A 25,795-nucleotide genomic window follows, 5' to 3' on the forward strand; every position below is an offset into this window, starting at 1 on the left:
GAGTCGACCGCGCGGGCGGGGAGTTCCTGTGGAGGAACGGTGGATGCCGAGATACGCGGAGCCGCGAAGGGTTTACCCGCTAAAGTGGCACCGTCGCGACTGGCGTTGAGGTGGGGAACCACCGGGGAGCGACCGCTTGACGGTATTCGACCGCACGCCTGGGTCGATGCGGTATCTACGCGGGCTCGCCGAGCCCGCGGCATCCGGAACCATCGTCAAGGAGATCGCATGACCGATCCGTACTTCAACGCCCCCCTCTCCGAGGTCGACCCCGAGATCGCCGAGGTCCTCGAGCGCGAGCTCAACCGCCAGCGCGGGTTCCTCGAGATGATCGCCTCCGAGAACTTCGTGCCCGTGTCGGTGCTGCAGTCGCAGGGCTCGGTGCTGACCAACAAGTACGCCGAGGGCTACCCCGGACGTCGCTACTACGGCGGCTGCGAAGAGGTCGACGTCGCCGAGTCACTCGCGATCGAGCGGGCGAAGACCCTGTTCGGTGCCGAGTTCGCCAACGTCCAGCCGCACTCCGGCGCCTCGGCCAACGCCGCCGTGCTGCACGCGATCGCCCGCCCCGGCGACACGCTGCTCGGTCTCGCCCTCGACCAGGGCGGTCACCTGACCCACGGCATGAAGATCAACTTCTCGGGCCGCCTGTACGACATCGTCGCCTACGGCGTCGACCCCGAGACCAGCATCATCGACATGGACGAGGTGCGCCGCCTCGCCCTCGAGCACAAGCCGAAGGTCATCATCGCCGGCTGGTCGGCCTACCCGCGCCAGCTCGACTTCGCCGCCTTCCGCGCGATCGCCGACGAGGTCGGGGCCCTTCTCTGGGTCGACATGGCGCACTTCGCCGGCCTCGTCGCCGCGGGCGTGCACCCCTCACCCATCCCGCACGCGCACGTCGTGTCGACCACCGTGCACAAGACGATCGGCGGTCCCCGCTCGGGCCTCATCCTGACCAACGACGCCGACCTCGCCAAGAAGATCAACACCGCGGTCTTCCCCGGCCAGCAGGGCGGTCCGCTCATGCACGTCATCGCCGCCAAGGCGACGGCGTTCAAGCTGGCTCTCACGCCGGAGTTCAAGGAGCGCCAGGAGCGCACCCTGCGCGGGGCCTCGATCCTCGCCGACCGCCTCACGCAGGACGACGTCAAGAACGCCGGCATCGCCGTGCGCTCGGGCGGCACCGACGTGCACCTCGTGCTCGTCGACCTGCGCGAAGCCGAGATCGACGGCAAGCAGGCCGAAGACCTGCTGCACGACATCCACATCACGGTCAACCGCAACGCCGTGCCGAACGACCCCCGTCCGCCGATGGTGACCTCGGGCCTGCGCATCGGCACCCCCGCGCTCGCGACCCGCGGCTTCGGCGACACCGAGTTCACGGAGGTGGCCGACATCATCGCGCTCGCGCTGATCCCCGGCGCCGACGTCGAGGCCCTGCGCGCGCGTGTGGCGAAGCTCGCCGAGGCCTTCCCGCTCTACCCCGACCTGCAGCAGTGAGTCCGGCCGGGGCGGGCGTCGCGCGTGCGGCCCCGTCCCGGCATCCGGCCCGTCCGTCTTCACCGGGGCGGGCCTCGGCATCCACCGGCCATCATCGCGGCGTCGGGCGCCGAGCCCGGCCGGCCCCCTCCCCGCATAAACGCGATTCGCGCACATAAACGCGGGGAGGGAGCGTTTATGCGACCGAGGAGCGTTTATGCGTGGCAGCGGATCTCACCGGCCCGGGGCGCCCGCGGCGACGACCCGGCGGTGTCGGACGGGTGCCCGGCCCGCCCCACCCCCGCATAAACGCGATTCGCGCACATAAACGCGGGGAGAGCGCGTTTCTGCGACCGAACAGCGTTTATGCGTGCGACTCTTCGCCCGCACGACCCCGATCGATACTCAAGAAAGAGGGATGCCATGACGGCGACGATCCTCGACGGTAAGGCCGCGTCTGCGGCGATCAAGGCGGAGCTCGCCGAGCGCGTCGCAGCGCTCCGCGAGAGGGGCGTCGTCCCGGGCATCGCGACGGTCCTCGTCGGTGCCGACCCGGCGTCGCAGCTGTACGTCGGCATGAAGCACAAGCAGTCCGAGGCGATCGGCATGAACTCGATCCAGGTCGAGCTGCCGGCCGAGGCGACGCAGGACGAGGTCGAAGCGGTCATCGACCGCCTCAACGCCGACCCCGCGTGCCACGGCTACATCGTGCAGCTGCCGCTGCCGAAGCACCTCGACACCGACGCGATCCTCGAGCGGATCGATCCGGCGAAGGATGCCGACGGCCTCCACCCCACCAACCTCGGCCGTCTCGTGCTCAACGTCAATGCGCCGATCCTCACGCCGCTTCCCTGCACGCCGCGCGGGGTCATCGAGCTGCTGCTGCGAGGCGGCTACGACCTGACGGGCAAGGAGGTCGTCGTCGTCGGCCGCGGCGTGACGATCGGTCGCTCGATCGGGCTGCTCCTGACGCGCCGCGAGATCAACGCGACGGTGACCCTCACCCACACCGGCACCGCCGACCTCGCGAAGCACCTGCGCGAGGCCGACGTCATCGTCGCCGCCGCGGGCGTCAAGCACATCGTGCGCGCCGCCGACGTCAAGCCGGGCGCCGCGGTGCTCGACGTGGGTGTCACGCGCGAGACCGATCCCGAGACCGGGAAGTCGCGCGTCTATGGCGACGTGCACCCCGACGTCGCCGAGGTCGCCGGCTTCGTCTCGCCCAACCCGGGCGGAGTCGGCCCCATGACGGTCGCCCTGCTGATGACCAACGTCGTCGAGGCCGCGGAGCGCGCGACCGCCGCCTGACGGTGAACCGCGGCCTGCCGCCGGTTGAACAGACGGAGCGTCGCGCGCAATGGGGAGGCGCGCGTGCCCGCGACGTGGCAAGGTTTTCTCATGACTGAGTCCGTGTTGAACGACCTCCTCCGCCGCGTCACCGAGAGCGGCCTGCTCGAAGACGCCCAGATCGACGAAGACAGCGTCATCGGGTCCGGGCACCTCGATGCCGCCGGCGTCGAGGTGGAGGTCGACCTCGACCCCGAGATCGACGAAGACGAAGAGCCGGATCTCGACGCGATCATGAGCAACCTCAAAGACGTGCTCTCGGTCGGTGAGGAGCGCTGGCGCGCGATCGTCGAGGAGATCTCGAGCGACATCGAGGACGCCCTCGACGACGACGAGCTCGATGCCGACGTCGACCTGCGTACCGACCTCGAGGCCATCGGCGTGGGTGTGTTCGCCGACGCGATCATCGTGGTGTTCGCCGGTCAGACGTCGTTCCCCGATGCTCTCGTGCACGTTCAGCTCACGCCCGAGCTCGAGGTCGAAGACATCGAGATCATCGGTGACGACGACGAGGAAGACGACGACGCCGACGAGGACTGACTCCCGTTCGAAAGGGTCGCGCCGTACCGGCGCGGCCCTTTCGCGTTCTCAGGCAGTACCGGCGAGGGAAGCCTTCATCGACGTGACCCGCGCCTGCTCGTCGAAGCCGAAGGTGACCGAGCCGGAGGAATCGGTGACGACGGCGCCCGAGAAGGCGTCGTCGGTCCACGTCATGGTCCACCCGGCCAAGCGCGCGAGGTTCCACACGGCCGCGCGCGGATCGGCGGGCGTCGTGGTCGACATGATGCGCGGCATCCGGATCATCGCCTCGGCGACGGTCAGCGCGGGCAGCGGGGCATCGAGAAGCAGCACCGCGCGCGTGCCGGATTCACCCGAGGGTGCGGAGTAGTACGCCGAGCGGCCGGTGATGTCGACGGCGGCTCCGGCGATCTCGTGCGAGACCTGCGCGATCCAGTCGGCGTCGCCCGGGGCATCCGCGGGGAACGGAACCTCGGGTGAGGTGAGCTCGGCGATCCCGTGGGTCTCGCCGTAGGCGCGCAGCTGCGCGGCTACTCCCCGATCGCCGCCTCCCGCGGGGTGCGCCCACCCCCACAGCACGGAGCGGGGACCGGGGGCGATCGACGCGATGAGGTGCGCGCCGCAGACGAATCGGCGGGTCGGGTCGGTGGTCGACGAGAACGCGAACGTCCCCGTCGCGAGGTCGACGTCCCATCGGTGGTCGCCGAGCTGTTCCGCCGCCTGGCCCAGTGCGTCCTGGCGGAGGGCGGTGAAGAACGAGGCGCGGTCGGCGAGAGCCCGGAGAGTCGGAAAAGTCGTCACCGCTCCACGCTAGACCGGTCGCTCGGGATCGCACGGACGAAACGAGGACTCGCCCTCGAAACGGCGAAGGGCCGGACGAGTAATCGTCCGGCCCATCGCCGTTCTCAGGACGCGGTCGACGCTCAGACGATCGCGGCGCGGAGCTCGGCCGCGGCGGCGCCCACATCGGAAGCGCTGTAGATGGCGCTGCCGGCGACGGCGACCTGCGCGCCCGCCTTCTGCACGTCGGCGATGCTCGACGCGTTGACGCCCCCGGCGACCGAGAACGGCACGCCCGAGGCTTCTCCGTCGCGCAGCAGCGTGGCGAAGGTGAAGCCCTCCTCGGCCTGCTCGTCGAGGCCGGCGTGCATCTCGACGAACTCGACGCCGAGGGCGATGACCTCCTTCGCGCGGGCCGGCTTGTCGGCGACCCCGATGAGGTCGACGACGACGCCCTTGCCGTGCTTCTTGGCGGCGGTGACCGCTCCGATGATCGTGCTGTCTCCGGCGCTGCCGAGCACCGTCACGAGGTCGGCTCCGGCGCCGAAGGCGATGTCGGCCTCGAGCTCGCCGGCATCCATCGTCTTCAGATCGGCGAAGACGATCTTGTCGGGGTGCGCCTTCTTGATCGCGGTGATGGCCGACAGGCCCTCGCTCTTGATGAGCGGGGTGCCGAGCTCGAGGATGTCGACGTGCGGGGCCGCGGCGGCGGCGAGGTCGAGGGCGGCCTCGGTGGAGAGGGTGTCCATGGCGAACTGCAGCTTCATTGGGTGTCCTGACTGTCGGGGTGGAGGGTCATTCGAGGTTCGCGTGGCGGGGCCACAGGTCGTCGGCCGAGTGGCCCGAGCGCTGCCAGAGCGCGTCGAACATCGCGTCGCCGACGAGCACGACGGCCTGCTCGAACAGGCCGCCGGCGTATTGGGTGGAGGCCGTGCCCGAGCGGTCGAGCTTCGTCGCGGCGGGGACCGCGACGAGGGCGTCCGCCGCCTGCCCGAGGGGCGAGTCGGGAGCGGTGGTGATCGCCACGATGCGGGCGCCGACCTCGGTGGCCGTCTCGACGGCGCGGACGATCGCGGTCGTCGTTCCCGAGCCGCTGGCGGTGAGCAGCACGTCCCCGGCGCGGATCGCGGGGGCGGTGGTCTCGCCGACGACGTGCACGGCGAGGCCGAGGTGCATGAGGCGCATCGCGGTCATCTGCAGCGCGAGGCCCGAGCGGCCGGCGCCGAGGACGAACACGCGGTCGGCGCCGCCCAGCACCTCGAGCACGTCGTCCACGCTGTCGCCGGTGGCCAGGCGGTCGACGACCGAGGTCAGCTCGCCCGCGATGCGGGAGAGGGATGCCGCGATGCCGGCGTCGGGGGAAGTCATGGCCCCATGCTTCGCCGGCGGAGCGGCGCTCATGGCCGGTCGACGGCACAGGTCGACCTACCCGATCGGGTAGGTGCGGATCCGTCGGCTAGGTTTGGGCGGGTGAAGCCGTCCGTCGAGTTGTCGTCCCCCGCGTCTCGCGCCCTCGTCATCGAGCACGAACGCATCGTCGCCGAGCAGGCCGACCGCCACGCCGTGACCCTCGAATCGGTGCTGGCGATCCTGCGGTCCACGCGCCTCGACGACCGCGCGGCACGCGCCCTGGCCGTGGAGACCGCGGCCGCCGCCCTCGTCGTGCTGCGGACCTCCACCGATCAACATCGCAGCGCCCTGCTCGAGCCCGTCACCGGGGCCTTCGCCCGGTTGCGCACCGACCTTCGCCCGCTCGTTCGACACGGCGACCTCGACGTGCAATTCGTGGAGCCGCCGGCGACCGGGCGCGCCCTGCCGGGTGAAGTCGCGCACGAGGCCCGGGCGATCGTCCGCAGCGCCGTGCTCGCCCTGCTCGACCGGGGTACTCCGCACCGCGTGCGCATCCAATGGGACTGCGACGGGCTGAACCTGCTCATCGGTATCCGCGACGACGGAGCGGGCACCCTCACCGCTCATGACGACTCGCTGGGGCCCATCGTTGAGCGGGTCAGCGCGCTCAACGGCGCGTTCGACGTCGCCTCGACACCCGGCTGGGGCTCCGAACTGTCGGTCGTGCTGCCGCTCGATCCGCCCCCGCGCCCCGACTTCCTCGACGAGGCGGTGGATCTCAGCCCCCGAGAGAGCGAGGTTCTCAGCCTCGTCGTGGCGGGCTCACGCAACCGCGCGATCGCCGAACGCCTCGGGATCAGCGAGAACACCGCGAAGTTCCACGTGTCGAATCTGCTGCGAAAAGCGGGCGTCTCCACGCGGGCCGAGCTCGCGGCCCTCGGGACGGCGCGCGCTCAGTAGCTGTCGCGTTGCGGCGCGCGGGCGGTGACGAACCGCGCCGCCAGCGCCTCGGACGCCCGGGCGAGAAGTGCCACGTCGGCACCGACCGCGACGAAGTCCGCTCCCGCGTCGAGATAGGAGTCGGCCACCGCGGGGTCGAAAGCGTTCACACCCACCGGGATGCCGGCATCCCGAACCGCGGAGAACACGCGGTGGACCGCGGCCACCACGTCGGGATGCGTCTGCCGACCCAGCAAGCCCATCGACGCCGAGAGGTCGCTGGGCCCGACGAAGACGGCATCCACCCCCTCGACTGCGGCGATGTCGGCGGCGGCGTCGACGCCGGCGGCGGTCTCGATCTGCACGGTGAGCGAGACCTGGTCGGCGGCTTCGGCGAGGTAGCCGTCGACGCGGTTCCAGCGGGCGCTGCGGGCCAGGGCGCTGCCCACCCCCCGGATGCCGTCGGGCGGGTAGCGGGTGGCGGCGACCGCGGCGCGGGCTTCGGCGGCGGACGACACCATCGGCACGATGAGGTTCTGCGCCCCCACGTCGAGCACGCGCTTGATCGTGACCGGGTCGTTCGACGGCACGCGTACGACCGGGGTGACCGGGTAGGCCGCCGCCACCTGCAGTTGCCCGAGGACCTGCTCGATCGAGGTCGCGGAGTGCTCCATGTCGATCAGCAACCAGTCGAGGCCCGAGCCCGCGGCGATCTCCGCGACGACGGGATTCCCCGTGCACAGCCACATCCCGGCCAGGGCACGATCGGATGCCGCGAGGGCGGCGCGGAAGGTCGGGGTCAGACGAAGCGGCACGAGATCGTTCCCATCGGTCCGTAGTCGCAGAGGACGTCATCGCCCCGCGACACCCACATCGGGCGCGTGAACGATCCTGCCAGGATGATCTCGCCCGCCTCCAGGCGCGCGCCGTGCTGGTGGAATTTGTTCGCGAGCCACGCGACCCCGGTGGCCGGGTGGCCGAGGACGCCCGCGGCGACGCCGGTCTCTTCGATCTCGCCGTTACGGCTCAGCAGGCCGGGAACCCAGCGCAGGTCGATCTCGTCGGGACGCTTGTGCACGTCGCCGAGCACCATGGCGCCGTAGGCGGCGTTGTCGCTGATCGTGTCGACGATCGTGCGACCCTCGAGTTCGATGTGCGAGTTCAGGACCTCGAGCGCGGGGACGGCGTAGTCGATCGCGGCGAGGGCGTCGTCGAGCGTGCACTCGGGGCCTTCGAGCGGCGTCTTGAGCACGAAGGCGAGCTCGACCTCGATGCGGACGTTCGAGAAGTGGTCCACCGGGATCTCGGCCCCCGAGCGGTAGACGGTGTCGTCGAACATCACGCCGTAGTCGGGCTCCGTGATCCCTGTCGCCTGCTGCATCGCCTTCGACGTGAGGCCGATCTTGCGCCCGACGAGCGTGCGGCCGCCGGCGAGCTGCGTATCGCGCCAGCGGCCCTGGATCCGGTACGAGTCGTCGACCGTGGCATCCGGGAATCTCGCCGTGATGCGCGGGATGACGGAGTGGGCGCTGTCGGCCTCGGCGAGTTCGGCCGCGATCGCGTCGATCTGTGCGTCGGTGAGCATGTGTTCTCCTTGGTCGGTCTCCGGAACCTCGTCCCACTTTTCGCGAAGCGTGTCCCACTTCTGGTCGGCTGGGGGGCGCTCAGGCAGCCATAAGTGGGACATCGTCGGGGGAGCGGGCGCGGTCAGAGCTGGTTGCCGAGCTTGAACTCGGCGGAGGGGGCGGATGCCGGCTCCTCCGGAGCACGGGTGTAGCTGAAGCCGTCGGCTCCGATCGTGACGGCCATCTCGCTCGAGTCCTCGCGAGCGCGGACCGGCTGCGGGTTCCCGTCGAGGTCGAGCACGAGCGAGCCCTCGGTGTACCAGCTGGGGACCACGGGGTTGCCCCACCAGTCGCGGCGCTGGTTGTCGTGGACGTCCCAGGTGATGACGGGGTTGTCGGGGTCGCCGGTGTAGTAGTCCTGCGTGTAGATCTCGACGCGGTGGCCGTCGGGGTCGCGCAGGTACAGGTAGAACGCGTTCGAGACGCCGTGGCGGCCGGGGCCGCGCTCGATGGCGTCGGATCGGCGGAGGGCGCCGAGTTTGTCGCAGATGGCGAGGATGTTGTGCTTCTCGTGCGTGGCGAAGCACACGTGGTGCATGCGGGGGCCGTCGCCGCCGGTCATCGCGGTGTCGTGCACGGTGGGCTTGCGGCGCATCCACGCGGCGTAGACGGTGCCCTCTTCGTCCTGGATGTCCTCGGTCACGCGGAACCCGAGCGACTGCATGAAATTCACCGCGCGGGGGACATCGGGCGTGATCTGGTTGAAGTGGTCGAGGCGAACGAGCTCACCGGGGGAGTGCAGGTCGTAGCGCCACGAGAGGCGCTCCTGGTGCTCGGTGTCGAAGAAGAACTCGTACGGGAAACCGAGCGGGTCGACCACGCGGACGGAGTCGCCGATGCCTTTCGTGAAGCCGTTCGGCTCGCGGCGGACGAGGCAGCCGAGCTCCTCGTAGAAGGCGACAGCCCTGTCGAGGTCTTCCGCCGAGCGCACCCGGTACGAGAAGGCGGCCACGGCGGCGATCTCGCCCCGGCGGAGCACCAGGTTGTGGTGGATGAACTCCTCGGTGGAGCGCAGATAGATCGCCTCGTCGTCCTCTTCGGTGACGTGCAGTCCCAGGATGTCGACGTAGAAGACCCGGGATGCCGCGAGGTCGGTGACCACCAGCTCCATGTACGCGCAGCGCAGGATGTCGGGCGCGGGGGCCTTCGGGGTGGGGATCGGGTCGTCGGAGACGATCGGGGCCTCCTGGGTCACCCAGAACCCGGATGAGGTCTTCTCTTCTTCGGTGTGCTTCGTCATTGTTCGCGTCCTTGCGTGGTTGTCGTCGGGGGTCGGAGTTGGCGGTCGAGATCACGTGACGACGACGAGCCCACCCGTCAAGGGCGGTGATGTCGTCCAGGTCACGTGATCTGGTCGGCAGCGCGGCGAGGCGATCCGCCGAGCTGCCGCGCGGACCGGGCTCAGTGCCCCGGGGCCTTGCCGAACGTCGGGTTGTGGGCCCCGCCGAGCGTGATGTGCACGGCCTGCTGGTCGGTGTAGAAGTCGATCGAGCGGTAGCCGCCCTCGTGACCGAGACCGGAGGCCTTCACCCCGCCGAAGGGGGTGCGGAGGTCCCGGACGTTGTTGGAGTTGAGCCACACCATGCCCGCCTCGACGTTCTGCGCGAACAGGTGGGCGCGCTTCAGGTCGTTCGTCCAGACGTAGGCGGCCAGGCCGTACCTCGTGTCGTTCGCGAGGGCGAGGGCCTCCTCGTCGGTGTCGAAGGGAGTGATCGCGACGACGGGGCCGAAGATCTCCTCCTGGAAGATGCGGGCGTCGGGTGCGACGTCGGCGAACACCGTGGGCCGCACGAAGTTGCCCTCCGCGAACCCCTCGGGGCGGTCGCCGCCGGCGACGAGACGCCCTTCGCTCTTGCCGAGCTCGACGTACGACATGACCTTGTCGTAGTGCTCGGGGTGCACGAGCGCCCCGACCTCGGTGGCGGGGTCGTCGGGGTAGCCGACCCTCACGCGATCGGCCTGGGCGGCGTAGCGCTGTACGAAGTCGTCGTACACCGAGCGCTCCACGAGGATGCGGCTGCCCGCGGTGCAGCGCTCGCCGTTGAGTGAGAAGACCCCGAAGATGGTCGCGTCGATGGCGGCGTCCAGGTCGGCGTCGGCGAAGACGATCGCGGGGCTCTTGCCGCCGAGCTCCATCGACAGGCCCTTCAGGAAGGGCGCGGCGTTGGCGAAGATGAGCTGCCCGGTCGAGCTCTCGCCGGTGAACGAGATGAGCGGCACGTCGGGATGCTTCACGAGCGCGTCGCCGGCGTCTTCGCCGAGGCCGTTGACGAGGTTGAACACGCCCTCGGGCAGGCCCGCCTCTTCGAAGATGCCCGCCCACAGGGATGCCGAGAGCGGGGTGAACTCCGCGGGCTTGAGCACCACGGTGTTGCCGGTGGCGAGCGCCGGACCGAGCTTCCACGACTCGAGCATGAACGGGGTGTTCCACGGCGTGATGAGCCCGGCGACACCGATCGGCTTGCGGTTGACGTAATTGAGCTGGCGTCCGGGAACCTTGAAGGCGTCGTCGGTCTGGGCCACGATCAGGTCGGCGAAGAACCGGAAGTTCTCGGCGGCGCGGCGGGCCTGACCGAGGGCCTGCGTGATGGGCAGGCCCGAGTCGAACGACTCGAGCTCCGCGAGGCGCTCGTCGCGAGACTCGACGAGGTCGGCGATGCGGTGCAGCACGCGCGAGCGTTCGCGGGGGAGCATGCGCGGCCACGGGCCGTCGGTGAAGGCCGTGCGGGCGGCCTCGACGGCGAGGTCGATGTCGGCCTTCTTGCCGGCGGCGGCCGTGACATAGGTCTGGTTCGTCACCGGGTCGAGCACGTCGAACGTGTCGCCGTCGACCGAGTCGACGAAACGGCCGCCGATGTAGTGCTGGATGCGCTCGGGCAGCTCGGCGGGGATACGGCGGGTCATGGATGCTCCTTCGTCGGAGGGGGCGGATGCCGATGGCATCCGGGATCAGAAAGCGGGCAGGCCGAGCACCTGGTCGGGGTGCTCGTGGATCATGTAGGCATCGAGAGTGGCCGAGCGGTGACGCCGAGAGACCTTCTCGATCTCGGCGAGCGGGGCGCCGTTCTCGATCAGCACGAGGATGTTCTCGTGCTCGCGGACCGACTCGGCGGCGCGGCCGGGGACGAAGCTGAAGGTGGAGTCGCGCAGGTGCCCGAGGCGCGCCCACTCGGCCTGCACGAGCTCGAGCATGCGGGGGTTGGCGCACTTCTCGAACAGGATCGCGTGGAACTCCTGGTTGAGCGCGGTGAAGGCGCGGGGGTCGAAGTGCTCGAGCGTCTCGACCATGAGCTCGTTGACCTGGCGCGCGCGACGTACGTCGTCGGTCGTCAGAGCTCGGGCCGACAGCGCGGTCGCCGCTCCCTCGAGCAGGCTCAGCGCCTGCATGCTGAAGCGGTAGGCGGTGTCGTCGACCATCGAGACGCGGGCGCCGACGTTCCGCTCGAACATGACCAACCCCTCGGCCTCGAGCTGGCGGATCGCCTCGCGCACCGGCACGACGCTCATGTCGAGTTCCCCGGCGATCGAGCCGAGCACGAGCCGGTAGCCGGGCGTGAACTCCTGCGACGCGATGCGGTTCTTGATCCAGTGGTACGCCTGCTGCGACTTGCTCTGGCTCGACGCGTGCGCGGTGGGCGGGGTCGCGGCATCCATCAGGCGTTCCTCTCGCCGTCGAAGCGGGCGCGCCACGCGGCGTTCATCGGGAAGAGTCCCTCGAGGGGACGACCGGATGCCACCTGACGGGCGATCCACGCATCCTCCTGCTCCTGTGCGAGGGCGGCGTCGGCCACCTCGTCGGCCAGGGCGGGCGGGATGACGATCACCCCGTCGCCGTCGCCGACGAGGATGTCGCCGGGCTCGACGGTGGTGCCGCCGCAACCCACCGCGACATCGGTCTCCCACGGCACGTGACGGCGGCCGAGGACGGCCGGGTGCGGGCCGGCGGTGAAGACGGGGATGCCGACCGCGGCCACGGCTTCGGCGTCGCGCACGCCCCCGTCGGTGACGATCGCGGCGGCCTTGCGGGCATGAGCGCGGATCGCGAGGATGTCGCCGAGCGTGCCCGAACCGGTCTCGCCACGGGCCTCGATGACGATCACCTCGCCCTCCTCGACGGCGTCGAAGGCGCGTTTCTGCGCGTTCTGCCCGCCGCCGTGCAGGGCGAAGAGGTCTTCGCGATGGGGGACGAACCGGAGGGTCCGCGCCGTGCCGACGAACCGGCTGCCGGGGGTGAGGGGGTGCACGCCGTCGATGGTCACGTCGTTGAGGCCGCGCTTGCGCAGCTGCCCGCTGAGGGCGGCGACGGGGACGCGCGAGAGCTTGTCGCGCAGTTCGGGCGAGAGCGAGGGGGCTGCGGCGGTCAGGGGAACAGGGGAGTCGGCGGGAACAGGTTCATCCGCGGCGGATCGCCCCGCGTCGGTGGCGTCCCCTGTTCCCGCGGCAGCGGCGGCCGCGGCCGACCCCCACGCCTCGGTGCGCTGGGTGTCATCGACCGCGGGCAGCGAACCGATCGCGGGATCGAACGGCCGGTCGCCCTGGGCCACCGTGGTGCGGAGCTTCCCGGTCGACAGGGGGCCGGCATCCACCTGCACCTCGACGACCTGGCCCGGCGTGACGACCGAGGATCCCGCGGGGGTGCCGGTGAGGATGACGTCGCCGGTCTCGAGGGTGAAGTGCTGGGAGAGGTCGGCGACGATCTGCGCGAGGGGGAAGATGAGCCCGGCGGTCGAGTCGTCCTGGACGAGGTCGCCGTCGACCCAGGTGCGCAGGCGCAGGTCCGCCGGATCGACGTCGCGGGCGTCGAGGAGCGCCGGTCCGAGGGGCGTGTAGCCGTCACCGCCCTTGGTGCGGACGTTCGAGCCCTTGTCGTTGGCGCGCAGGTCGTAGAGACCGAAGTCGTTCGCGGCGGTGAGGGATGCCACGTGCGACCACGCGGCGTCGGGCGTCACCCATCGGGCGGGCTCGCCGATGACGAGGGCGATCTCGCCCTCGAACGCGAGCAGCTCGGTGCCCGCGGGACGTTCGATCTCGACGCCCGAGGGGGCGAGGGAGCTCGACGGCTTGAAGAAGTACGAGGGGGCGGCCGGGCGGCGGCCGCGCTGGTCGGCGCGCGAGGCGTAGGCCAGGTGGACGGCCACGATCTTGCCCGGGCGCTCGCCGAGGACGGCGAACCGGGGGTCGGCGATGTCGTTCATGAAGCTCCCTTGCGTCGTATTCGAAATCGTATATGATCCGAGAGGCGGGGGCAAGCACGACCCCGCCGACCTCTCGACAGCGACGTCGCGGTCTCGACGATGACGTCAAAGGAGCCACTCATGTCCACCGCACCCTCTCGCCGCTCGGCCGGGTTCACCCCGACCGGCACCATCTCGACCTCGGGCGATCGCCGCCGCGTGGTCTTCGCCACCGTGGTCGGAACCACCGTCGAGTGGTACGACTTCTTCCTCTACGCCTCGGCTGCGGGGCTGGTCTTCGGCCAGCTCTTCTTCGCACCGGCCGGACCCGGGGTCGCGCAGATCCTGTCGTTCCTCACCGTGGGGCTCAGCTTCCTGTTCCGTCCCCTCGGCGCCTTCCTCGCCGGCCATCTCGGCGACAAGTACGGCCGCCGGGTCGTGCTGATGATCACGCTCATCCTCATGGGCGCCTCGACGACCCTGATCGGCGTGCTCCCGACCTTCGACGTCATCGGCGTCGCGGCCCCCGTGCTGCTGATCCTGCTGCGTGTGCTGCAGGGCATCTCGGCCGGAGGCGAGTGGGGCGGCGCGGTGCTCATGGCCGTCGAGCACGCCCCCAAGGCCAAGCGGAGCCTCTTCGGCGCCGCCCCCCAGCTCGGCGTTCCGCTGGGTCTGCTGCTGGCGAGCGGCATGCTCGCCCTCATGGCGGTCGTCGCCCCCGGCGACGCCTTCCTCGTGTGGGGCTGGCGCGTGCCGTTCCTGCTGTCGTTCGTCCTGATCCTCATCGGCTACTACGTGCGCCGGAAGGTCGAGGAGAGCCCGGTCTTCCTCGAGCTCGCCGAGCGCAAAGAGAAGACGCGGATGCCGATCGTGCAGCTGTTCCGCAAGCACGCGCTGCTCGTGCTGATCGCCGCCCTCGTGTTCGCCGGCAACAACGCGGTGGGCTACATGACCACGGGCGGCTACATCCAGCGCTACGCCACCAACCCCGACGGACCCGTGGGTCTGGCCACCGCCGACGTGCTCGGCGCGGTGACCCTGTCGGCGGTGTCGTGGCTCGTCTTCACCTGGATCGGCGGGTGGATCGGCGACGTCATCGGCCGACGCGCCACCTACCTGATCGGGTGGGCGGCGCTGCTGGTCGGGGTCTTCGTGCTGTTCCCGCTCGTCAACACCACGAGCATCGGCCTGCTGACCCTGGGTCTCGTGGTGCTGACCGTGGGCCTCGGCCTCACCTACGGACCCCAGGCCGCGCTGTACGCCGAGCTGTTCCCGGCATCCATCCGCTTCTCGGGGGTGTCGATCTCGTACGCCCTCGGCGCGATCCTGGGCGGGGCGTTCGCCCCGACGATCGCCGAGGCGCTGGTCAAGGCGACGGGGTCGACCATGTCGGTGACCTGGTACCTCGCGGGCATGGTCGTGCTCGGCGCCGTCGCGACGCTGGTGCTGCGCGATCGCAGCGGGATCCCGCTGGGCCCCGACCACGAGGCCGAGCAGTCGGTCAGCCCGGTGCGCGGGCTGTCGAAGGCCTGAGCCCGGCCGTCACGGTCCCGTCGCGCTTCGGTGCGGCGGGGCCGTTCGGCGTGCCGGGGCGTGCCAGGCCCGGAGCTCTGTGCGCGCACCGAACTCCTGAGATCCGGGCCGCCGGGGGTCGGGCGGGCCGTTCTTCAGACGGCACAGCCCGAAACATCCAGGAGCTGGGCACGGCAGGGCGGGTGCCCGAGGAGGGCGCCCCGGCTCTTTGCGGACGCACGGATTCTCGGGAGTCCCGCGCCCGACCCGGTCAGCGCGCCGCGATCTCTTCCCAGTACGGTGCGACGACCGCCGCGCTCACGCGCAGATCCAGCAGGAGGAAGTCCCGCTCGGAGGCCGGGCGAGTGACCCAGGATGCCAGGGCCTCGAGGTCGTCGACCGACTCGACCACCACGCCCTCGGCGCCGAACCCGCGCGCGACCGCGGCGAAGTCGACCTGGGGGATGAGCATGGGATCGGGGTGCAGGCCCTTGAGGCCGTAGTTCAGGACCTCGGCTCCGTACTGCGCGTCGTTCCAGACCACGGCGATACCGCGGCCGCCCGCGACCCGGACGGCGGTCTCGAGGTCGGCGAGGGCCATGAGTCCGCCCCCGTCGCCGGTGGTGAGCACGATCGTGGAGTCCGGGCGGGCGACGGCGGCGCCGGGGACGCTCGGGAAGCCCAGGCCGATCGACTGGTACGCCGTTCCGACCATGATCATGCGGTCGGGCGAGGCCACCGGCCAGTACATGTTCGACCAGCCGAGGAAGTGCCCACCGTCCGAGACGATCACGCGGTCCTGGGGCAGCAGTTCGGCGATGCGGGCGGCGGCGGTGCGCGGGTCGAGGCGCCCGTCGGGACCCGTGCCCTGACCCTCGGGCTGGCGGCGGGCGGCGGCGAGGTCGAGGCCCTGGCCCCAGGTCGAGGGCGTCGCGCCCTGCGCGCGGAGGCGGCGCGTGATCTCGATGGCGACGTCAGCGGCATCCCCCCGCACGTACCCGCCGATGTGCGCGTGCGTCGCCGTCGGCGCGAGGTCGACCTGGAAGACCCGCGAGCCGGGGGAGAAGAGCTCGCCGAAGCGCATCGTGAACTGGTTCAGGCTCGCACCGAAGACGACGGCGACATCGGCCTCGCGCACGAGTTCCATCGCGCCGGGAGCGCCGAAGCCACCGGCGACACCGAGGTCGCGCGCCGGATCCGAGAACAGGCCGCGGCCCAGGGCGCTGGTCGTGGTCAGCGCTCCGGCGGTGGCGGCGAGGTCGTCCAGCGCCGCTCCCGCGCCGGCCAGCCAGGCGCCGCGTCCCCCCAGGAGCAGCGGTCGTTCGGCCGATGCCAGCGCGTCGACGATCTGCTCGATGACCTTGTCGGCGAAGGCGCCGAGAGGGGGGTGCTCGGGCGTGACCTCGGGGGCGGCGCCGGGGGCCTCGGCGGGCGGGATCGAACCGGCCTCACGGGTGGCGACGTCGTACGGGATGCCGAGAACCACGGGCAGGCGGTAGGTGAGGGCGTGCTCGATCGCGATGACGATGGTGGCCGCCGCGTCGCGGTGACCGACGGTATAGGTGCGCGCGCCGACGGCGGCGGCGAGGGCGATCTGGTCCACACCCCAGGGGCGCGGGCCCGAGGTCGGCTCATCGCCGACGATCAGCACGAGAGGGGTGCGCGCCTGGACGGCCTCGGCGAGCGCGGTGAGCGTGTTGGTGAAGCCGGCGCCGTAGGTGGCGGTGGCAGCGGCGAGGCGGCCGCAGGCGCGGTAGTGCGCGTCGGCGGCGACGACGCCCGCCGCCTCATGCCGCACGGCGACGAAACCTGAGGGAGTCTCGCGCCCCAGCGCGTCGAGGAAATAGGCGTTGCCGTTGCCCATGACGCCGAAGACGGTGTCGATGTGGCGAGCGAGGGTGTGCGCGACGTGCGCGGAAACGGTGGGCATGACGGGGGGAGCCTTTCGAGACGGAACGGATGGATGCCGTATGTGTCTCGCGGGGATTCCGCTACGTGCCCTTTTTTCGAGCAGCGACGCACGGCCTCGTGCGCCTGACGGGATCGAGTATAGGTGCGCGGGGCGGTGGCACTCCGGGACCGGGGACGAGAATCCGGCTGCGGGGTGCGATGCCGTCGGTATTATCGAGCGATAACCTCCCCGGAAGGAGAACGGATGCCGAGCCCCCGCCGCCGCACCGCGCGCGACGACGAGTTGCTCACGGCTTCCGTCCGTGCCTTCGCCGCCCGCGGTTACTTCGGCACCTCGACCGCTCAGGTCGCGAGCGAGATGGGGGTGTCGCAGCCCTACGTCATTCGCACCTTCGGGTCGAAGCTCGAGTTGTTCGTGCGCACGCACGCTCACGCCGGGGCCGAGATCACGCGCGCCTTCCGCGGAGCCTCGGGCGCCGGCTTCGACCCCGACCGGCTGGGCGCCGCCTACCGCGAGCTCGTCCTCTCGCGGCCGGAGGCCGTTCTCGTCTGGGCTCACGCGTTCTCGGCCGCGACCGCCGAACCCGAGATCGGGGTCGAGTCACGTCGGCAGTTCGACGAGGTCTACCGCACGCTGCGCGATGCCGGCGCGAGCGACCTCGACCTCTGGGCGTTCATGGGGCGCGGAATGCTGATGAACAACCTGCTCCTCATGCAGGCCCCGCACTTCGGCGACCGCTACGACTTCGGACCTCTCGTCGACCTCGTCTTCGGGCCGCGGCCCGCAACCCCCCGCGGCGCCGCCGGCGCCCCTCGCCTCGATCAGGAGTGACATGAGCGACCTCGTCCCGTTCACCGACAACTTCACCGATCTGTCCAACATGGACGGCTTCCAATTCGAGTTCCGCTGCGAACGCTGCGGCAACGGCTACCGCTCGGCGTTCCGTCCCGACCCGCGCGCCGCGGGGCAGAAGCTCGCCCGCGGCATCGGGAACCTCTTCGGCGGCCCCGTGTCGCAATTCGCGTCGATGGCCGATCGTTTTCTCGATCGCGGCACCAACTCACCCGCGAAAGACGAGGCGCTCCGTGCGGCGACGGCCGAGATCGCGCCGCGATTCCATCAGTGCCGGGGCTGCAGCGACTGGGTTTGCGGCGACGGGTGCTGGAACGACGGGGTGGGTCAGTGCGTGCGCTGCTCGCCGAATGCCACGGAAGAGCTGGCTCAGTTGCAGGCCGAGGCGCGACGTCGTCAGGTGCAGGAGCGGCTCGAGACCGTCGACCTGCTGGGCGGTGCCGACCTCAAGACGCAGGCCCGCCCGCGCTGCGGTGCGTGCGGGGCGCAATCGCACGGCGGGAAGTTCTGCGGCGAGTGCGGTTCCCCGCTCGCGGTGGTCGCGTCGTGCGGCGGTTGCGGTTCCGAGAACCCGGCGGGAGCGCGCTTCTGCTCCTCGTGCGGGACGGGCCTGACGGGCTGACGCGCCCTAGAGTGCGCGGCGGATGGCCTCGGCCGCCGCTGTCAGCCGCGACCCGATCGCCGCGTCGTCGCGATCGGTCGCGACGTACACGGCGGCGACGGCGGCCGGCTGCCGCCCCTGCACGCTGAGCGGCGCGGCGACGGCGCGCAGGGTCGGGATGACTTCGTCGTGGCTGGTCGCCCAGCCGCGCTCGGCGGTGTCGGCGACCTCGGCCGCGAGTCGGGCGTCGGCGGCGTCGGGCCAGCGGCCCGGGGGCATCTGCGCGAGGATCGCCCGCCCCGGGGCTCCCCGGGTGACGGGATGCCGCGTCCCCGGCCGCTGCGCGACGGTCGTCGTCGCGTGGCGTGGTTCGACGCTGAGGAGGGTCACGCACTCGTCGTGGTCGAGCACGACGAGGAAGCACGTCATGCCCAGCTCGTTCGCCGCGGCCGTGAGCTCGGGCAGGGCCTCGGCCTGCAGGTCGGCGGCGACCCCCGCGGCGAGAGCCGCCAGGCCCGTTCCCAGGCGCACCGCGCCCGCGGCATCCCTCGTCACGAGTCCGTGGTCCTCGAGCGTGCGCAGGAGTCGATAGGCCACGGAGCGGTGGAGCCCGACACGCGTGGCCAGGTCGTCGATCGTCAGCGGGGTGCGGGCATCGGCGAGTTCTTCGAGCAGGCGGATGCCGCGGCTGAGCGTCTGCGAAGCGGGCGTTGCGTCTTGCCGCGATGACATGGCTCGGCTAACCTTTCGTTCGATAGCAGAACGTTGCGTTCGAATATAGAACACGACGGTCTCGTGAGCAACCTCGACATCGACGTCAGGAGAAACAGTGCAGTTCCACCACCACGGCTATGTCTCGGGTGACCCGCGCGTGCAGAACGCCGCCGGAACCGGCATCGACCGGCCGGCACGCCTCCCCGACGAGGTCGACGTGCTCATCGTGGGGTCCGGTCCCGCCGGAATGCTGCTCGCGGCCCAGATGTCGCAGTTCCCGCAGCTCACCACGCGCCTCATCGAGAAGCGGGAGGGGCGACTGTCGCTGGGCCAGGCCGACGGCATCCAGCCGCGCAGCGTCGAGACGTTCCAGGCGTTCGGTTTCGCCGACCGCATCACGGCCGAGGCGTACAACATCGGCTGGATGAACTTCTGGGCACCCGACCCCGAGCACCCCGACCGGATCGTCCGCACGACGCGCACCGAGGACTACGGGTACAAGATCAGCGAGTTCCCGCACCTGATCGTCAATCAGGCGCGCGTGCTCGACTATTTCGCCGAGGCGGCGGCCCACGGGCCCGCGCGCATCGCCCCTGACTACGGCGTGGAGTTCCTCGACCTCGAGGTGCAGGGCGACCACGTCGAGGTGCGCGTGCGTACGACCGAGGGGGAGCGCACGATCCGCGCGAAATACGTCGCGGGGTGCGACGGAGCGCGCAGCGGTGTGCGCCAGGCGATCGGCCGCACGCACGTCGGCGCAGCCGCCCGCCACGCGTGGGGTGTGATGGATGTGCTGGTGGAGACCGACTTCCCCGACTGGCGGATCAAGTGCGCGATCAACGCCGCGGCGGGCAACATCCTGCACATCCCACGCGAAGGCGGCTACCTCAGCCGCATGTACATCGACCTCGGCGAGGTCGCCGAGGACGACGACCACCGCGTGCGTCAGACGCCGATCGACGAGGTCATCCGGAGGGCGAACGAGATCCTGCACCCGTACTCGATCGACGTGAAGCAGGTCGCGTGGCACAGCGTCTACGAGGTGGGCCATCGGGTCACCGATCAGTTCGTCGATGATCTCGATGACCCGCGCGTCTTCCTCACGGGCGACGCCTGCCACACGCACAGCGCGAAGGCCGGCCAGGGCATGAACGTCTCGATGCAGGACGGCTTCAACCTCGGCTGGAAGCTCGGTCACGTGCTCACCGGCCTCGCGCCCGTCGAGCTGCTGCGCACCTACGATCAGGAGCGCCGCCCGGTCGCCCAGCAGCTCATCGACTTCGACCGCGAGTGGTCGTCGCTCATGGCCCGCAAGCCCGGTGAGATCACCGACCCCGACGAGCTCGCGACCTACTACCTCGCCACCGCGGAGTTCCCCTCCGGCTTCGGCACACACTACGCCCCCTCGCGTATCGTCGCGGCGGACGCCGCCCAGGAACTGGCATCCGGATTCCCGGTGGGCAAACGCTTCCACAGCGTCGAGGTCGTGCGGGTGTGCGACGGCAACGCCGTGCACCTGGGCCACCACGCGAAAGCCGACGGGCGCTGGCGCCTGTACGTCTTCGCGGATGCCGAGGGCACGGCGCTGCAGGACTGGGTCGGCGCGGCGCGGGCCGTCGTCGAGCGGTTCACTCCCGAGGGAGCGGACCTCGACGCCGTCTTCGACGCGAAGGTGGTGTACCCCGGTCGCTGGGAGGACGTGGTCGACGTACCGACGCTCTTCCGCCCGCAGTCCGGGCCGCTGGGGCTCACCGACCTCGAGAAGGTGTTCGCCGCCGCGCCCTCGGCCTGGACGACGGGCGACGTCTTCGCCGAGCGCGGCATCGGCGCCGAGGGGGCCGTGGTCGTCGTGCGGCCCGATCAGTACGTCGCGCACGTGCTGCCGCTCACCGATCCGGTCGGGCTGGAGCGGTTCCTCACCGGTGCGATGGCGGAGCCGACGGCCGCGGCATCGCGCTGACGCCGTCGACCCCGGCATCCGCACCCCCGCGCATAAACGCGATCCACGCGCATAAACGCGAGCACGGCACGTTTATGCGCGCGGAAAGCGTTTATGCGTGGGTGTTCCGCTCGAGCGCCGGGCGTGCGCGCACGCGCGGGACGTCCGCCGGACGCCGTGTGCTGGCCATGACGGCGACCGGAGTCACCCCCTTGTACGCCACGTATATCGGCACGCACCCGCGGGCTGAGAAGAATGGGCGGAGAACCCCGCCCCGATCCTGGAGGATTCATGACTGATTCGCGCGAGAGCGAGCTGCTGGCATCCGTTCCCACCGGTCTGCTCATCGACGGCGAGTGGCGCGCTGCCGAGGGCGGCAAGACCGTCGCGGTCAACGACCCCGCTACCGGCGGAGTCATCCGCGAAATCGCCGACGCGAGTGTCGACGACGGGGTGGCGGCGATGGATGCCGCGGCCGAGGCGTTCCCGTCCTGGGCGGCGACCCCCGCTCGCGAACGCGCCGAGATCCTCCGCCGCGCTTTCGACCTGCTGCAGGAGCGCAAGGAAGACGTCGCGCTGCTGATGACGCTGGAGATGGGTAAGCCCCTCGCCGAGGCGCGCGGGGAGGTCGGCTACGGCGGGGAGTTCCTGCGCTGGTTCAGCGAGGTCACCGCGCACACCCAGGGCCGCTACGGCGCGAACCCCGAGGGCACCGGCCGCATGATCGTCTCGCAGCACCCGGTCGGCCCCTGCTACCTCATCACGCCGTGGAACTTCCCCCTCGCGATGGCCACCCGCAAGATCGCGCCCGCGCTCGCCGCCGGGTGCACGGTCGTCATCAAGCCGGCCACCCTCACCCCGCTCACCACGCTGTTCTTCGCGCAGATCCTGCAGGACGCGGGGCTCCCCGCCGGTGTCGTCAACGTGGTCACGACCACGAACACCGGCCCGGTCTCGGAGCGCATCATCTCCGACCCGCGGCTGCGCAAGCTCTCGTTCACCGGCTCGACCCCCGTCGGCGTGAAGCTGCTGCAGCAGGCCGCACCGGGCGTTCTGCGCACGTCGATGGAGCTCGGCGGCAACGCCCCCTTCGTGGTGTTCGACGACGCCGACCTCGACAAGGCGGTCGAGGGTGCGATGCTCGCGAAGTTCCGCAACATCGGCCAGGCCTGCACGGCCGCCAACCGCTTCATCGTGCAGCGCTCGATCGCCGACGAGTTCACCCGCCGCGTCACCGAGCGCGTGCGGGGCTTGAAGATCGGCCGCGGCACCGAGGAGGGCGTGCAGATCGGCCCCCTCATCGACGACCGCGCCGTCGACAAGGCCAAGACCCTCGTGGGGGATGCCGTCGAGCGCGGCGCCACCGTCACCACCGGCGGTTCGCCCATCGACGGCCCCGGCACGTTCTTCGAGCCGACCGTCGTGTCCGACGTGAAACCCGGCAGCGACATCCTCCGCGAGGAGATCTTCGGACCCGTGCTCGCGATCATCCCCTTCGACGACGAAGACGACGCCGTGCGCCTCGCCAACGACACCGAGTACGGGCTCGTCTCCTACGTCTTCACCGAGTCGCTCGCGCGCGGCCAGCGCATGATCGACAAGCTCGAGACCGGGATGATGGGCCTCAACGTCGGCGTCGTCTCCAACGCCGCGGCCCCCTTCGGCGGCTGGAAGCAGTCGGGACTCGGCCGCGAGGGCGGCGACGAGGGCATCCACGAGTACCTGCAGACGAAGTACACGCTGACGGCGAACCCCTACGCCTGAGCACCGGATGCCGCGATCCCGGCGCCCCGCGAGGGCCCGGGGTCGTGGCATCCGTCGTCCCGGGTGACGACCGCGGGTACCGGCGTCAGTGGCCGGCCGAGCGCACGGATGAAGGGGTCTGCGCGAACTCGCGCTTGAACGCGCGGGTGAAGCCGTCGACATCAAGAAAACCGGTGCGCCGCGCGGCCTCGGCCACGCTCATCCCGCCGCCCAGCAGGGACCGGCTGCGACGCAACCGGCAGGAACGGATGAACGCCGCCGGGGATTCGCCGTCTGCGGCGAAGAGCTTCTGCAGCGTGCGAAGCGACAGGTGGAAGTGGGCGGCGATCCGCTCGGGGGTGAGATCGGGATCGACGCACTGCTCGTCGATCCAGAGACGTATGCCCTCGACGAGAAGGTGTGGATCGGTGGCGGGCGCGCCCGCGTCGCGGCCCTGGACGACCGCGCGGAGCAGTCCGATGAGCGCATCGCCGATGGCTTCCGCCTCTTCGGCCGCCGGGCGCTGGATCGACGAGGCCAGCAGGGTGAGCGCGCGCAACTGCGCGGAGTCGGGGATGTCGACCGCGGTCAGCCCGGCGAACGTGTGGCCCGCGCTGGTGAGCGTGCGGCGGGGCAATTGCAGCACCACCTCGCTCATCGAAGCGGGAAATGACAGCGCGTACGGGGAGGCGGCGTCGTACATGACCGCCGATCCGGAGCCCAGTTCGGCCGTACGGCCGTGTTGACGGATCCATCCGCGTCCACGACGGTGCAGCGAGAGGAGCACGTCGTCGCGTGGCTGACGGCGAATGAGGTCCTGGTCTCGGTAGACCGTCGACGCCTCGCTCATGACGCGGGTCACCGTGACGGCCGGGCCGAGCCTGACCTGAGCCAGGCTGGCGTGAAAGGCGGCCGCGGTCGCGCTCACGCGGAGGGGGACGAAGGCGCCACTGCACGCGCGCGTCCACTCCGCGACGGAGGAGACAGCCACAGGTGACATGCGGGGATGGTACGCCTGGTTCCCCCTCGCCTGCCTGTCGATCGGGGATGCGGTCGGATATCGTGCGCGAATCGCCGGATGCCGTGACGTCCGTCGATGGGTGGTGCGTGCATCGCCGGACACCGTGCGCGCGAAGTCGGAGACGCGGGCACCCCTCCCTCCTAACGTGTGGGCACCGCGGATCATCCGATGCCGCTCACCCGAAGGAGTCCTCATGCCCGATTACCGCAAGAGCTTCCGCGCCGCCGCCGTGCAGGCCGAACCCGTCTGGAACGACCTGGACGGGGGCATCGACAAACTCGAGGCGTTCGCTCGCGACGCGCGCGACGGTGGCGCCGAGATCGTCGCCTTCCCCGAGGTCTGGCTGCCCGGATACCCCTGGTTCCTGTGGCTGGATTCGGTCGCCTGGCAGTCTCAATTCGTCGTGCCGTACGCCGCGAACTCCCTCGAGATCGGCAGCCCCGAGTGGCAGCGACTCGAATCGGTCGCCCGGTCCCTCGGCATTTCGCTCGCGTTCGGATTCAGCGAGCGCTCGGGCGGATCGCTCTACATGGGGCAGGCGGTGATCGACGCGGACGGAAGAACCCTCAGCACGCGCCGCAAGCTCAAGCCGACCCACGTGGAACGAACGCAGTTCGGCGACGGTGACGGCTCCGACGTCGTGGTCGTCGACACGCCCGTCGGTCGCGTGGGTTCGCTCAATTGCTGGGAGCACCTGCAGCCGCTCACCAAGTACGCGATGTTCTCGCAAGACGAGCAGTTGCACGTCGCCGCGTGGCCGAGCTTCTCGATCTTCGGCGGCGCCGTCAACGCCCTCGGGCCCGAGGTCAATGTCGGTGCGTCACGCCAGTACGCCGTCGAGGGGCAGACCTTCGTTCTCGCTCCGTGCGCGACCGTAGGACCAGCGGCGCAGGAGCTGTTCGCCGACACCGATGCCAAGCGCGCCATGCTGCCACTCGGCGGCGGATACGCCCGGATCTTCGGTCCCGACGGAAGCTCGCTCGCCGACCCGCTCGCACCCGACGAGGAGGGCATCCTCTTCGCCGACATCGACTACTCCGCGATCCTCGCCGCCAAGAACGCCGCCGACCCCGTGGGACACTACTCTCGGCCGGACGTCTTCACCCTCCACCACCGCGACACGGGGCGGTTGCCCAAGGTCGCGGCATCCGCTCGTGACATCCCTGCTGCGGAGCCGGTCGTGGCAGACGACCTCGTCAGCGCGGAATGACGTCGATGGGACTCGAGTCCTCGATCGCGCCGAAGCTTCGGCGCCCCGACCGCCGGCCGAAGCACACGCCCGGCTCGTATCAGCCTCCCTATCCCTCGTTCTCGGCGCGTTTCGGTGACGAGGTCGACGCCGTGGTGATGGCGTCGTTCGGGGTGCAGAGCCGGGACGCAGACGATCCTCGGGCCGCTGCCGCCCTGGGTGAGATGCGCGAGGCGCGCTCCGCGCACGACGGTCCCGGCTCCGTGCAACGCGCTCGCTACATCGACGCACAGGGATATACGACGACGATCGACACGGCGTATTGGAGCGACCCGCGCGCGTTCGAGCGCTGGTTCGCGTCCGTAGGCGCCGCGTGGCTCGACCCCGACCGCGTGGAGGACGGCGTGGGGCGCTTCCTCGAGCTCGTCACGCCCGACCTGGAGCGCTTCGAGACGATCTTCTCCGCCTCCGACCGCCCCGAGGGTGTCGCCGAGGTGGGGACGGAGATGAGCGGGATGATCGAGGAGCACGCCTATTGGGGGTCGATGCGCGACCGCCTTCCGCTCGCGCAGACCGATCCGCTCTGGCCCTCGGGCGAGCTCGTCGTCACCGGATCTGGTCGGGTGCGGGACGTGCGTCTGCATGGCAACGCCTGCCTGATCCGATCGGGGCAGGACATCACCGACACCGGCGATCGTGAGCGCGATCTCTACCTGTCGACCGTCGAACCGCCGCTGCGGGCGGGGATGGATTTCCTCCGCGACGAGGGCGGATCCATCGGGTGCTACGACAATCGCTTCATGGTGGTCCTCGACGAGGACGATCAGCCCACCGACCGGACCTTCGGAATGAGTTGGTGGCGCGACATGGCGGCGCTGGAAGACTGGGCGGCCTCTCACCTGACCCACGTCGAGATCTTCGGAGCGGCGATGCGACATCTCTCGAGTTTCGGGCCGGAGACGCGCCTGCGGCTCTTCCACGAGGTGACCGTTCCGACCGACGTCCAGCAGCGATTCACCTACGTCGGTTGCCACGACGAGACGGGTCTGCTGCGCGCACGGTAGGGACGATCGGATGCCACGACCCCGCGCTCCCC

General features: G+C 70.5%; 23 protein-coding genes and 1 riboswitch. Of the genes, 11 read left to right on the forward strand and 12 right to left on the reverse strand.

The window, feature by feature from the left end; genetic code table 11:
• The first annotated feature begins 85 nt into the window (after nucleotides 1–85).
• A riboswitch (ZMP/ZTP riboswitch) is annotated at nucleotides 86–171 on the forward strand.
• A gap of 57 nt (nucleotides 172–228) precedes the next feature.
• From glyA to MTE01_RS01210, 3 genes are all read left to right on the forward strand, one after another.
• On the forward strand, nucleotides 229–1,503 hold the full coding sequence (gene glyA, locus MTE01_RS01200; RefSeq protein WP_103206595.1) for a serine hydroxymethyltransferase: 1,275 nt from the start codon (nucleotides 229–231) through the stop codon (nucleotides 1,501–1,503).
• 402 nt (nucleotides 1,504–1,905) lie between these two features.
• Complete coding sequence (locus MTE01_RS01205; RefSeq protein WP_141375255.1) at nucleotides 1,906–2,790, forward strand: bifunctional methylenetetrahydrofolate dehydrogenase/methenyltetrahydrofolate cyclohydrolase; 885 nt, start codon at nucleotides 1,906–1,908, stop codon at nucleotides 2,788–2,790.
• Nucleotides 2,791–2,880: 90 nt separating this feature from the next.
• Entirely contained in the window at nucleotides 2,881–3,369 is a 489-nt protein-coding gene (locus MTE01_RS01210; protein ID WP_116238566.1) for a cytochrome C5, read from the forward strand.
• 48 nt (nucleotides 3,370–3,417) lie between these two features.
• Here the strand turns inward: MTE01_RS01210 and MTE01_RS01215 are convergent, their stop codons facing one another.
• The 3 genes from MTE01_RS01215 to hxlB form a co-directional block, all read right to left on the reverse strand.
• The gene (locus tag MTE01_RS01215) at nucleotides 3,418–4,149 is read right to left on the reverse strand and encodes a DUF6882 domain-containing protein (RefSeq protein WP_141375258.1); all 732 of its coding nucleotides are present in this window, start codon (nucleotides 4,147–4,149) and stop codon (nucleotides 3,418–3,420) included.
• Nucleotides 4,150–4,271: 122 nt separating this feature from the next.
• Nucleotides 4,272–4,895 carry a 3-hexulose-6-phosphate synthase gene (gene hxlA / locus MTE01_RS01220; RefSeq protein ID WP_141375260.1) on the reverse strand — a complete coding sequence of 208 codons (624 nt, stop codon included), beginning with the start codon at nucleotides 4,893–4,895 and terminating at the stop codon, nucleotides 4,272–4,274.
• A gap of 28 nt (nucleotides 4,896–4,923) precedes the next feature.
• The gene (gene hxlB, locus MTE01_RS01225; RefSeq protein ID WP_174799618.1) at nucleotides 4,924–5,496 is read right to left on the reverse strand and encodes a 6-phospho-3-hexuloisomerase; all 573 of its coding nucleotides are present in this window, start codon (nucleotides 5,494–5,496) and stop codon (nucleotides 4,924–4,926) included.
• 102 nt (nucleotides 5,497–5,598) lie between these two features.
• Here hxlB and MTE01_RS01230 point away from each other — a divergent pair, with 102 nt between their 5' ends.
• Nucleotides 5,599–6,438 carry a helix-turn-helix transcriptional regulator gene (locus MTE01_RS01230; protein ID WP_246077935.1) on the forward strand — a complete coding sequence of 280 codons (840 nt, stop codon included), beginning with the start codon at nucleotides 5,599–5,601 and terminating at the stop codon, nucleotides 6,436–6,438.
• Here MTE01_RS01230 and MTE01_RS01235 read toward each other — a convergent pair.
• The 6 genes from MTE01_RS01235 to MTE01_RS01260 form a co-directional block, all read right to left on the reverse strand.
• Nucleotides 6,432–7,232, reverse strand: a complete 801-nt coding sequence (locus tag MTE01_RS01235) for an HpcH/HpaI aldolase family protein (RefSeq protein ID WP_141375266.1) — start codon at nucleotides 7,230–7,232, stop codon at nucleotides 6,432–6,434. The two genes, MTE01_RS01230 and MTE01_RS01235, sit on opposite strands and share 7 nt — an antisense overlap.
• The gene (locus MTE01_RS01240; protein WP_141375268.1) at nucleotides 7,217–8,002 is read right to left on the reverse strand and encodes a fumarylacetoacetate hydrolase family protein; all 786 of its coding nucleotides are present in this window, start codon (nucleotides 8,000–8,002) and stop codon (nucleotides 7,217–7,219) included. Before MTE01_RS01240 ends, MTE01_RS01235 begins: the two co-directional genes overlap by 16 nt.
• Before the next feature lie 122 nt (nucleotides 8,003–8,124).
• Nucleotides 8,125–9,282, reverse strand: coding sequence for a 3,4-dihydroxyphenylacetate 2,3-dioxygenase (hpaD, locus tag MTE01_RS01245; protein WP_141375270.1), 1,158 nt, complete (start codon nucleotides 9,280–9,282; stop codon nucleotides 8,125–8,127).
• Nucleotides 9,283–9,443: 161 nt separating this feature from the next.
• Nucleotides 9,444–10,946, reverse strand: coding sequence for a 5-carboxymethyl-2-hydroxymuconate semialdehyde dehydrogenase (gene hpaE / locus MTE01_RS01250; RefSeq protein ID WP_141375272.1), 1,503 nt, complete (start codon nucleotides 10,944–10,946; stop codon nucleotides 9,444–9,446).
• 45 nt (nucleotides 10,947–10,991) lie between these two features.
• A complete protein-coding gene (locus MTE01_RS01255) occupies nucleotides 10,992–11,696 on the reverse strand; it encodes a GntR family transcriptional regulator (RefSeq protein WP_141375274.1) in 705 nt (234 codons plus the stop codon).
• Nucleotides 11,696–13,237 carry a fumarylacetoacetate hydrolase family protein gene (locus tag MTE01_RS01260; protein WP_141375276.1) on the reverse strand — a complete coding sequence of 514 codons (1,542 nt, stop codon included), beginning with the start codon at nucleotides 13,235–13,237 and terminating at the stop codon, nucleotides 11,696–11,698. Before MTE01_RS01260 ends, MTE01_RS01255 begins: the two co-directional genes overlap by 1 nt.
• Nucleotides 13,238–13,357: 120 nt before the next feature.
• Between MTE01_RS01260 and MTE01_RS01265 the strand changes: the two genes are divergently transcribed.
• The gene (locus MTE01_RS01265) at nucleotides 13,358–14,749 is read left to right on the forward strand and encodes an MFS transporter (RefSeq protein ID WP_141375278.1); all 1,392 of its coding nucleotides are present in this window, start codon (nucleotides 13,358–13,360) and stop codon (nucleotides 14,747–14,749) included.
• Nucleotides 14,750–14,999: 250 nt separating this feature from the next.
• On the opposite strand, the gene MTE01_RS01270 is transcribed toward MTE01_RS01265, so the two are convergent.
• Complete coding sequence (locus MTE01_RS01270; protein WP_141375280.1) at nucleotides 15,000–16,658, reverse strand: thiamine pyrophosphate-binding protein; 1,659 nt, start codon at nucleotides 16,656–16,658, stop codon at nucleotides 15,000–15,002.
• A gap of 225 nt (nucleotides 16,659–16,883) precedes the next feature.
• On the opposite strand from MTE01_RS01270, the gene MTE01_RS01275 reads away from it, so the two are divergent.
• Both MTE01_RS01275 and MTE01_RS01280 read left to right on the forward strand, forming a co-directional pair.
• Nucleotides 16,884–17,471: a TetR/AcrR family transcriptional regulator gene (locus tag MTE01_RS01275; protein ID WP_103206580.1), complete on the forward strand. Its 588-nt coding sequence runs from the start codon at nucleotides 16,884–16,886 to the stop codon at nucleotides 17,469–17,471.
• Nucleotide 17,472: 1 nt separating this feature from the next.
• Nucleotides 17,473–18,114, forward strand: coding sequence for a zinc ribbon domain-containing protein (locus MTE01_RS01280; RefSeq protein ID WP_103206579.1), 642 nt, complete (start codon nucleotides 17,473–17,475; stop codon nucleotides 18,112–18,114).
• 6 nt (nucleotides 18,115–18,120) lie between these two features.
• On the opposite strand, the gene MTE01_RS01285 is transcribed toward MTE01_RS01280, so the two are convergent.
• Nucleotides 18,121–18,825: an IclR family transcriptional regulator gene (locus MTE01_RS01285; protein WP_116238556.1), complete on the reverse strand. Its 705-nt coding sequence runs from the start codon at nucleotides 18,823–18,825 to the stop codon at nucleotides 18,121–18,123.
• A gap of 97 nt (nucleotides 18,826–18,922) precedes the next feature.
• Between MTE01_RS01285 and MTE01_RS01290 the strand changes: the two genes are divergently transcribed.
• Together MTE01_RS01290 and MTE01_RS01295 are read left to right on the forward strand one after the other, a co-directional pair.
• Nucleotides 18,923–20,767: an FAD-dependent monooxygenase gene (locus tag MTE01_RS01290; protein WP_141375282.1), complete on the forward strand. Its 1,845-nt coding sequence runs from the start codon at nucleotides 18,923–18,925 to the stop codon at nucleotides 20,765–20,767.
• A 270-nt stretch (nucleotides 20,768–21,037) separates the two neighbouring features.
• Complete coding sequence (locus MTE01_RS01295) at nucleotides 21,038–22,510, forward strand: NAD-dependent succinate-semialdehyde dehydrogenase (protein ID WP_141375284.1); 1,473 nt, start codon at nucleotides 21,038–21,040, stop codon at nucleotides 22,508–22,510.
• An 85-nt stretch (nucleotides 22,511–22,595) separates the two neighbouring features.
• Here MTE01_RS01295 and MTE01_RS01300 read toward each other — a convergent pair whose 3' ends face one another.
• Nucleotides 22,596–23,489, reverse strand: a complete 894-nt coding sequence (locus MTE01_RS01300) for a helix-turn-helix domain-containing protein (RefSeq protein ID WP_170210579.1) — start codon at nucleotides 23,487–23,489, stop codon at nucleotides 22,596–22,598.
• Nucleotides 23,490–23,703: 214 nt separating this feature from the next.
• Between MTE01_RS01300 and MTE01_RS01305 the strand changes: the two genes are divergently transcribed.
• Together MTE01_RS01305 and MTE01_RS01310 are read left to right on the forward strand one after the other, a co-directional pair.
• Nucleotides 23,704–24,720 carry a carbon-nitrogen hydrolase family protein gene (locus MTE01_RS01305; protein ID WP_103206574.1) on the forward strand — a complete coding sequence of 339 codons (1,017 nt, stop codon included), beginning with the start codon at nucleotides 23,704–23,706 and terminating at the stop codon, nucleotides 24,718–24,720.
• Nucleotides 24,721–24,725: 5 nt separating this feature from the next.
• Complete coding sequence (locus MTE01_RS01310; RefSeq protein WP_141375286.1) at nucleotides 24,726–25,763, forward strand: phenylacetaldoxime dehydratase family protein; 1,038 nt, start codon at nucleotides 24,726–24,728, stop codon at nucleotides 25,761–25,763.
• The last annotated feature ends 32 nt before the right edge of the window (nucleotides 25,764–25,795 follow it).

It is taken from the genome of Microbacterium testaceum, from assembly GCF_006539145.1.
Classification (GTDB): Bacteria; Actinomycetota; Actinomycetes; order Actinomycetales; family Microbacteriaceae; genus Microbacterium; species Microbacterium testaceum.

Excerpts from the sequence above, each read along its gene's own strand:
- glyA (WP_103206595.1), top strand. The coding sequence starts at position 229 with ATGACCGATCCGTACTTCAACGCCCCCCTCTCCGAGGTCGACCCCGAG.
- MTE01_RS01205 (WP_141375255.1), top strand. The coding sequence starts at position 1,906 with ATGACGGCGACGATCCTCGACGGTAAGGCCGCGTCTGCGGCGATCAAG.
- MTE01_RS01210 (WP_116238566.1), top strand. The coding sequence starts at position 2,881 with ATGACTGAGTCCGTGTTGAACGACCTCCTCCGCCGCGTCACCGAGAGC.
- hxlA (WP_141375260.1), bottom strand. The coding sequence starts at position 4,895 with ATGAAGCTGCAGTTCGCCATGGACACCCTCTCCACCGAGGCCGCCCTC.
- hxlB (WP_174799618.1), bottom strand. The coding sequence starts at position 5,496 with ATGACTTCCCCCGACGCCGGCATCGCGGCATCCCTCTCCCGCATCGCG.
- MTE01_RS01240 (WP_141375268.1), bottom strand. The coding sequence starts at position 8,002 with ATGCTCACCGACGCACAGATCGACGCGATCGCGGCCGAACTCGCCGAG.
- hpaD (WP_141375270.1), bottom strand. The coding sequence starts at position 9,282 with ATGACGAAGCACACCGAAGAAGAGAAGACCTCATCCGGGTTCTGGGTG.
- hpaE (WP_141375272.1), bottom strand. The coding sequence starts at position 10,946 with ATGACCCGCCGTATCCCCGCCGAGCTGCCCGAGCGCATCCAGCACTAC.
- MTE01_RS01255 (WP_141375274.1), bottom strand. The coding sequence starts at position 11,696 with ATGGATGCCGCGACCCCGCCCACCGCGCACGCGTCGAGCCAGAGCAAG.
- MTE01_RS01260 (WP_141375276.1), bottom strand. The coding sequence starts at position 13,237 with ATGAACGACATCGCCGACCCCCGGTTCGCCGTCCTCGGCGAGCGCCCG.
- MTE01_RS01265 (WP_141375278.1), top strand. The coding sequence starts at position 13,358 with ATGTCCACCGCACCCTCTCGCCGCTCGGCCGGGTTCACCCCGACCGGC.
- MTE01_RS01270 (WP_141375280.1), bottom strand. The coding sequence starts at position 16,658 with ATGCCCACCGTTTCCGCGCACGTCGCGCACACCCTCGCTCGCCACATC.
- MTE01_RS01275 (WP_103206580.1), top strand. The coding sequence starts at position 16,884 with ATGCCGAGCCCCCGCCGCCGCACCGCGCGCGACGACGAGTTGCTCACG.
- MTE01_RS01280 (WP_103206579.1), top strand. The coding sequence starts at position 17,473 with ATGAGCGACCTCGTCCCGTTCACCGACAACTTCACCGATCTGTCCAAC.
- MTE01_RS01285 (WP_116238556.1), bottom strand. The coding sequence starts at position 18,825 with ATGTCATCGCGGCAAGACGCAACGCCCGCTTCGCAGACGCTCAGCCGC.
- MTE01_RS01295 (WP_141375284.1), top strand. The coding sequence starts at position 21,038 with ATGACTGATTCGCGCGAGAGCGAGCTGCTGGCATCCGTTCCCACCGGT.
- MTE01_RS01300 (WP_170210579.1), bottom strand. The coding sequence starts at position 23,489 with ATGTCACCTGTGGCTGTCTCCTCCGTCGCGGAGTGGACGCGCGCGTGC.
- MTE01_RS01305 (WP_103206574.1), top strand. The coding sequence starts at position 23,704 with ATGCCCGATTACCGCAAGAGCTTCCGCGCCGCCGCCGTGCAGGCCGAA.
- MTE01_RS01310 (WP_141375286.1), top strand. The coding sequence starts at position 24,726 with ATGGGACTCGAGTCCTCGATCGCGCCGAAGCTTCGGCGCCCCGACCGC.